This window comes from Streptomyces sp. NPDC054770 (assembly GCF_053611985.1).
Genome location: NZ_JBSHBL010000103.1, coordinates 1 through 5,737, shown reverse-complemented (window position 1 = coordinate 5,737; position 5,737 = coordinate 1). Strand labels below are relative to the sequence as shown.

The window sequence follows — 5,737 nt, the reverse complement described above, 5'->3', positions numbered from 1 at the left end:
TTTGTGCGGCCACCCGGGGGGGGGGGGGCGCGGGTGGCCCCCCCCCCCGCCGGGCGTTGCCGTTTTCCGGCCGCCGCAGGGGCTGTCGCCGTAACCGCTCTCCGGCCTGTTCCGCGGGCTGTTCCGCCGGGTCGCCACCCCCTTGACACCCCTCCTCACGGGCGGGCACATTGAGTTGCGCAGCCTGAATCACGTTGCGTACGAAGCAACTGCACCGGTCTCAAGTTCGGAGGTTGGGCGATGGCGGGACCCCGAGTGGTCATCATCGGAGCGGGCGTCGTGGGAGCGGCCCTCGCGGACGAGATCTCCGCGCGCGGCTGGACCGAGGTGACCGTGGTCGACCAGGGCCCCCTCCCGGCCACCGGGGGCTCCTCTTCACACGCCCCCGGCCTGGTCTTCCAGACGAACCCCTCGAAGACCATGACGGAGCTGGCCCGCTACACCGTCGAGAAGCTCTGCTCCCTCGACGTCGACGGCAAGCCCTGCTTCCTCCAGGTCGGCGGCCTCGAAGTGGCCACCACCCCCGAGCGCCTGGCCGAACTCCACCGCCGGCACGGCTGGATCACCGCCTGGGGCATCGAAGCGCGCCTGCTGACCCCCGACGAGTGCGTGGCACAGCACCCGCTGGTCAACCGCGACCGGGTCCTCGGCGGCCTGCTCGTCCCCACCGACGGCCTCGCCAAGGCCGTCCTCGCCGTCGAGGCCCAGATCCGCCGGGCCACCGAGCGCGGCGTCCGCTTCCTCGCCCGCCACGAGGTCCTCGACGTCCGGCAGAGCGAGGGCCGGGTCACCTCCGTGCTGACCGACCAGGGCGAGATCCCCGCCGACATCGTCGTCTGCTGCGCCGGCATCTGGGGGCCGAAGATCGCCCGCATGGTCGGCATGAACCTCCCGCTCACACCGCTCGCCCACCAGCTCGCCTGGACCGGCCCGGTCCCCGCCCTGGCCGGCCAGACCGAGGAGGCGGTCCGCCCGATCCTGCGCCACCAGGACGCCGACCTCTACTACCGCGACCGCTTCGACACCCTCGGCATCGGCTACTACGGCCACCGCCCGATGCCGGTCTCCGCCGACGACATCCTCTCCGTGGACGAGGCCGACCAGATGCCCTCCGTCCTGAAGTTCACCGAGGAGGACTTCGAGGACGCCTGGACCGAGACCCGGTCCCTCCTCCCCGCGACCCGCGAGGCCAAGATCGAGGAGGGCATCAACGGCCTTTTCTCCTTCACCACCGACGGCTACCCGCTCCTCGGCGAGTCCCCGGACGTCAAGGGCTTCTGGGTCGCCGAGGCCGTCTGGGTCACCCACTCCGCGGGCGTCGGCCGCGCGGTCGCCGAATGGCTGGTCGACGGCCACTGCTCGTCCTTCGACCTGCACGAGTGCGACGTCAACCGCTTCGAACCGCACCAGCTCGCCCCGGAGTACGTCCTGGCCCGCGACTGCCAGAACTTCGTCGAGGTCTACGACATCCTCCACCCCCTCCAGCCGTCCGGGAAACCGCGCCCGATCCGCACCAGCCCCTTCCACGCCCGCCAGCAGGAACACGGCGCGTTCTTCCTGGAGGCGAACGGCTGGGAGCGCCCGCAGTGGTACGAGGCGAACGCCGGCCTGCTCGAAGGCCGTTCGATCGCCACCCCCAACGACTGGGCCGCCCGCTACTGGTCGCCGATCGTCGGCGCCGAGGCACAGGTCACCCGCGAGACCGTCGCGATGTACGACATGACCGCCCTCAAGCGCCTGGAGGTCAGCGGCCCCGGGGCCGCGGACTTCCTGGAGGGCCTGGTCACCGGCAAGGTCGCCAAGTCCGTCGGCTCGGTGACCTACACCCTGCTCCTCGACCACGACGGCGGCATCCGCAGCGACGTCACCGTCGCCCGCCTCGCCCGCGACCTCTTCCAGGTCGGCGCCAACGGCAACCTCGACCTCGACTGGTTCAGCCGGCACCTCCCGGCCGACGGCAGGGTCCAGGTCCGCGACATCACCCCCGGCACCTGCTGCATCGGCCTGTGGGGCCCCCTTGCACGCGAGGTCCTCCAGCCGCTCACCGACGAGGACTTCTCCAACGACGGCCTCAAGTACTTCCGCGCCAAACGCGCCTACATCGGCTCGGTGCCGGTCACCGCGATGCGGCTGTCGTACGTCGGCGAACTCGGCTGGGAGCTGTACACCACCGCCGACCAGGGCCAGAAACTCTGGGACACCCTCTGGCAGGCGGCCGAGCCGCTCGGCGGGATCATCGCCGGCCGCGGTGCCTTCAACAGCCTCCGCCTGGAGAAGGGCTACCGCTCCTTCGGCACCGACATGACCTACGAGCACGACCCCTACGAGGCCGGCGTCGGCTTCGCCGTCAAGCCCGACAAGGGCGACTTCGTCGGGAAGGCGGCGCTGGAGCGGCGCAAGGGCGAGGTGCGGCGCCGGCTGAGCTGCCTCACGATCGAGGACCCGCGGGCCGTCGTGATGGGCAAGGAGCCGGTGTACGACGGTGAGCGTGCCGTCGGCTACGTGACCAGCGCGGCGTACGGCTACACGATCGGCAAGGGGATCGCTTACGCGTGGCTGCCGGCGGAGCTGGCGGTGCCCGGGACCGGGGTGCAGATCGGGTACTTCGACCAGCGCGTGGAGGCGGTGGTGGCCGAGGAGCCGTTGTTCGACCCGGGGATGAGTCGGCTCCGTGGGTGACGGATCGCGGTGGCGTCGTTGTTCGGCTGCGGGCTCGTTGTGGCTGGTCGCGCAGTTCCCCGCGCCCCCTACGGGGCGCCTCGCCAAGGTCGTTGAAAGGATCGCGGAACCCGTATGAACGCGTTGAACACGCCCCTGGCCGAGCTCGACCCCGAGGTCCATGCCGCGCTCCGTGCCGAGCTGGACCGGCAGCAGTCCACCCTGGAGATGATCGCCTCCGAGAACTTCGCGCCCGTCGCCGTGATGGAGGCGCAGGGTTCGGTCGCGACGAACAAGTACGCCGAGGGCTACCCCGGGCGCCGTTACTACGGCGGCTGCGAACACGTCGACGTCACGGAGCGGTTGGCCATCGAGCGCGTCAAGTCCCTCTTCGGGGCCGGCTTCGCCAACGTCCAGCCGCACTCGGGCGCCCAGGCCAACACCGCCGTCTTCTTCGCCCTGTTGAAGCCCGGCGACACGATCCTCGGCCTCGACCTCGCGCACGGCGGCCACCTCACCCACGGCATGCGCCTCAACTACAGCGGCAAGATGCTCGACGTCGTGCCGTACCACGTGTCCGAGACCGACAACCTCGTGGACCTGGAAGAGGTGGAGCGGCTCGCCAAGGAACACCGGCCCAAGATGATCATCGCGGGCTGGTCGGCGTACCCGAGGCAGCTGGACTTCGCGGCCTTCCGGCGGATCGCCGACGAGGTCGGTGCCCTGCTCATGGTCGACATGGCGCACTTCGCGGGCCTGGTGGCGGCCGGGCTGCACCCGAGCCCGGTCCCGCACGCCCACGTGGTCACCACGACCACGCACAAGACCCTCGGCGGACCCCGCGGCGGAGTCATCCTCACCAACGACGCCGACCTCGCCAAGCGGATCAACTCGGCGGTGTTCCCCGGCATGCAGGGCGGTCCGCTGGAGCACGTCATCGCGGCGAAGGCCGTCTCCTTCAAGGTCGCCGCGTCACCCGGGTTCGCCGAGCGCCAGGCCCGCACCCTGGCCGGCGCCCGCATCCTCGCCGAGCGCCTGACCCGGCCCGACGCGGCCGCGGCCGGCGTGAAGGTGCTGACCGGCGGCACGGACGTCCACCTCGTCCTGGTCGACCTGCGCAACTCGCCCCTGGACGGCCGGCAGGCGGAGGACCTCCTCCACGAGATCGGCATCACCGTCAACCGCAACGCCGTCCCCTTCGACCCGCGTCCGCCCATGGTCACCTCCGGCCTGCGCATCGGCACCCCCGCCCTGGCCACCCGGGGCTTCACGGCGGAGGACTTCGCCGAGGTCGCGGACGTCATCGCGCTCGCCCTCCAGCCCGAGCCGGACATCGCCGCCCTGCGCGCCCGCACGCAGACACTCGCGGCCAAGCACCCGCTCTACCCCCACCTCTCGCACGACGGAGACGCCCGATGAGCCCCCGCACCCCCGGCGCCGACCTCCCCGACCACCCGGAGTTCCTCTGGCGCACGCCCGAGCCCAGGCGGTCGTACGACGTCGTCATCGTCGGCGGCGGCGGACACGGCCTCGCCACCGCCCACTACCTGGCCAGGAACCACGGCATCACCAACGTGGCCGTCCTGGAGAAGGGCTGGCTCGCCGGCGGCAACATGGCCCGCAACACCACGATCATCCGCTCCAACTACCTGTGGGACGAGAGCGCGGGCATCTACGAACACGCGCTGAGACTCTGGGAGGGCCTGGAGGAGGAACTCGACTACCCGATCCTCTTCTCCCAGCGCGGTGTCCTGAACCTCGCCCACAGCCTCCAGGACGTCCGCGACAGCGTCCGCCGGGTCGAGGCCAACCGCCTCAACGGCGTCGACGCCGAGTGGCTCGACGCGGACGGGGTCAAGGAGGTCTGCCCGATCGTCAACACCTCACCCGACGTGCGCTACCCGGTCCTGGGCGGCACCTACCAGCCTCGCGGGGGCATCGCCAAGCACGACTACGTGGCCTGGGGCTTCGCCCGCTCCGCGGACGCGGCAGGCGTCGACATCATCCAGAACTGCGAGGTCACCGGGCTGGACGTGGTGGACGGCCGGGTCGTCGGCGTCCGGACGACCCGCGGCCCGATCGCGGCCGGCAAGGTGGCCCTGTGCTCGGCCGGCCACACCTCGGTCCTGGCCGCCATGGCGGGCATCGACCTCCCCCTCCAGAGCCACCCGCTCCAGGCCCTCGTCTCCGAACTCCTGGAGCCCGTCCACCCCACCGTCGTCATGTCCAACGCGGTGCACGTCTACGTCAGCCAGGCGCACAAGGGCGAGCTGGTGATGGGCGCCGGCATCGACGCGTACAACTCCTACACCCAGCGCGGCGCGTTCCACATCATCGAGGAGCAGATGGCGGCGGCCCTCGAACTCTTCCCGGTCTTCGCCCGCGCCCACGTGCTGCGCACCTGGGGCGGCATCGTCGACGTCAGCCCCGACGCCTCACCGATCGTCGGCCTCACCCCGGTGGACAACCTCTACCTCAACTGCGGCTGGGGAACGGGCGGTTTCAAGGCCACCCCGGGGGTCGGCTGGGTCTACGCCCACACCATCGCCCACGACACCCCCCACCCGCTCAACGCCCCCTTCTCGCTCGACCGTTTCACCACCGGCGCGCTCGTCGACGAGCACGGCGCGGCCGCGGTGGCCCACTAGGGAGCCCAACCATGCTGCTCATCCCCTGCCCCTGGTGCGGGCCCCGCGACGAGACCGAGTTCCACTACGGCGGCCAGGCCCACGTCCCCTACCCCGAGGACCCGGCCGCCCTCACCGACGAGGAGTGGGCGCGGTTCCTGTTCTTCCGGGACAACCCCAAGGGCCCGTTCGCGGAGCGCTGGAGCCACGCGGCAGGCTGCCGCAGATGGTTCAACGCGGTCCGCGACACGTCGACGAACGAGATCCTGACGGTGTACCGGGCGGGCGAGCCGCGTCCGGCTCTCCCAGCCCGTCCGGCGTTTGAGGACGAGGCCGTTCAGGCCGAAGCGGGGTCCGGGGGCGCAGCCCCCGGCGGGGTCGAAGGGGCAACGCCCCTTCAGGACGGGACGGGTAGGGGCGGCGGGGGCGACCCTACTCTCCGCGCCCCCACC

General features: G+C 71.4%; 4 protein-coding genes. All 4 read left to right on the top strand.

Going from position 1 to position 5,737, the window contains the following annotated elements:
* Window positions 1-240: 240 nt before the first annotated feature.
* Window positions 241-2,679: a GcvT family protein gene (locus ACWGKQ_RS46345; RefSeq protein ID WP_453298122.1), complete on the top strand. Its 2,439-nt coding sequence runs from the start codon at window positions 241-243 to the stop codon at window positions 2,677-2,679.
* Between the two features lie 114 nt (window positions 2,680-2,793).
* Window positions 2,794-4,077, top strand: a complete 1,284-nt coding sequence (glyA, locus tag ACWGKQ_RS46340; protein ID WP_453298121.1) for a serine hydroxymethyltransferase — start codon at window positions 2,794-2,796, stop codon at window positions 4,075-4,077.
* On the top strand, window positions 4,074-5,306 hold the full coding sequence (locus ACWGKQ_RS46335) for a sarcosine oxidase subunit beta family protein (protein ID WP_453298120.1): 1,233 nt from the start codon (window positions 4,074-4,076) through the stop codon (window positions 5,304-5,306). The genes glyA and ACWGKQ_RS46335 overlap by 4 nt, the downstream gene beginning before the upstream one ends.
* Window positions 5,307-5,317: 11 nt before the next feature.
* Window positions 5,318-5,737: sarcosine oxidase subunit delta (locus tag ACWGKQ_RS46330; protein ID WP_453298119.1), on the top strand; the 420-nt coding region annotated here is incomplete at its 3' end.

What these genes read in the sequence shown, in the direction of transcription:
- ACWGKQ_RS46345 (WP_453298122.1), top strand. Translation starts at nt 241, where the DNA reads ATGGCGGGACCCCGAGTGGTCATCATCGGAGCGGGCGTCGTGGGAGCG.
- ACWGKQ_RS46335 (WP_453298120.1), top strand. Translation starts at nt 4,074, where the DNA reads ATGAGCCCCCGCACCCCCGGCGCCGACCTCCCCGACCACCCGGAGTTC.
- glyA (WP_453298121.1), top strand. Translation starts at nt 2,794, where the DNA reads ATGAACGCGTTGAACACGCCCCTGGCCGAGCTCGACCCCGAGGTCCAT.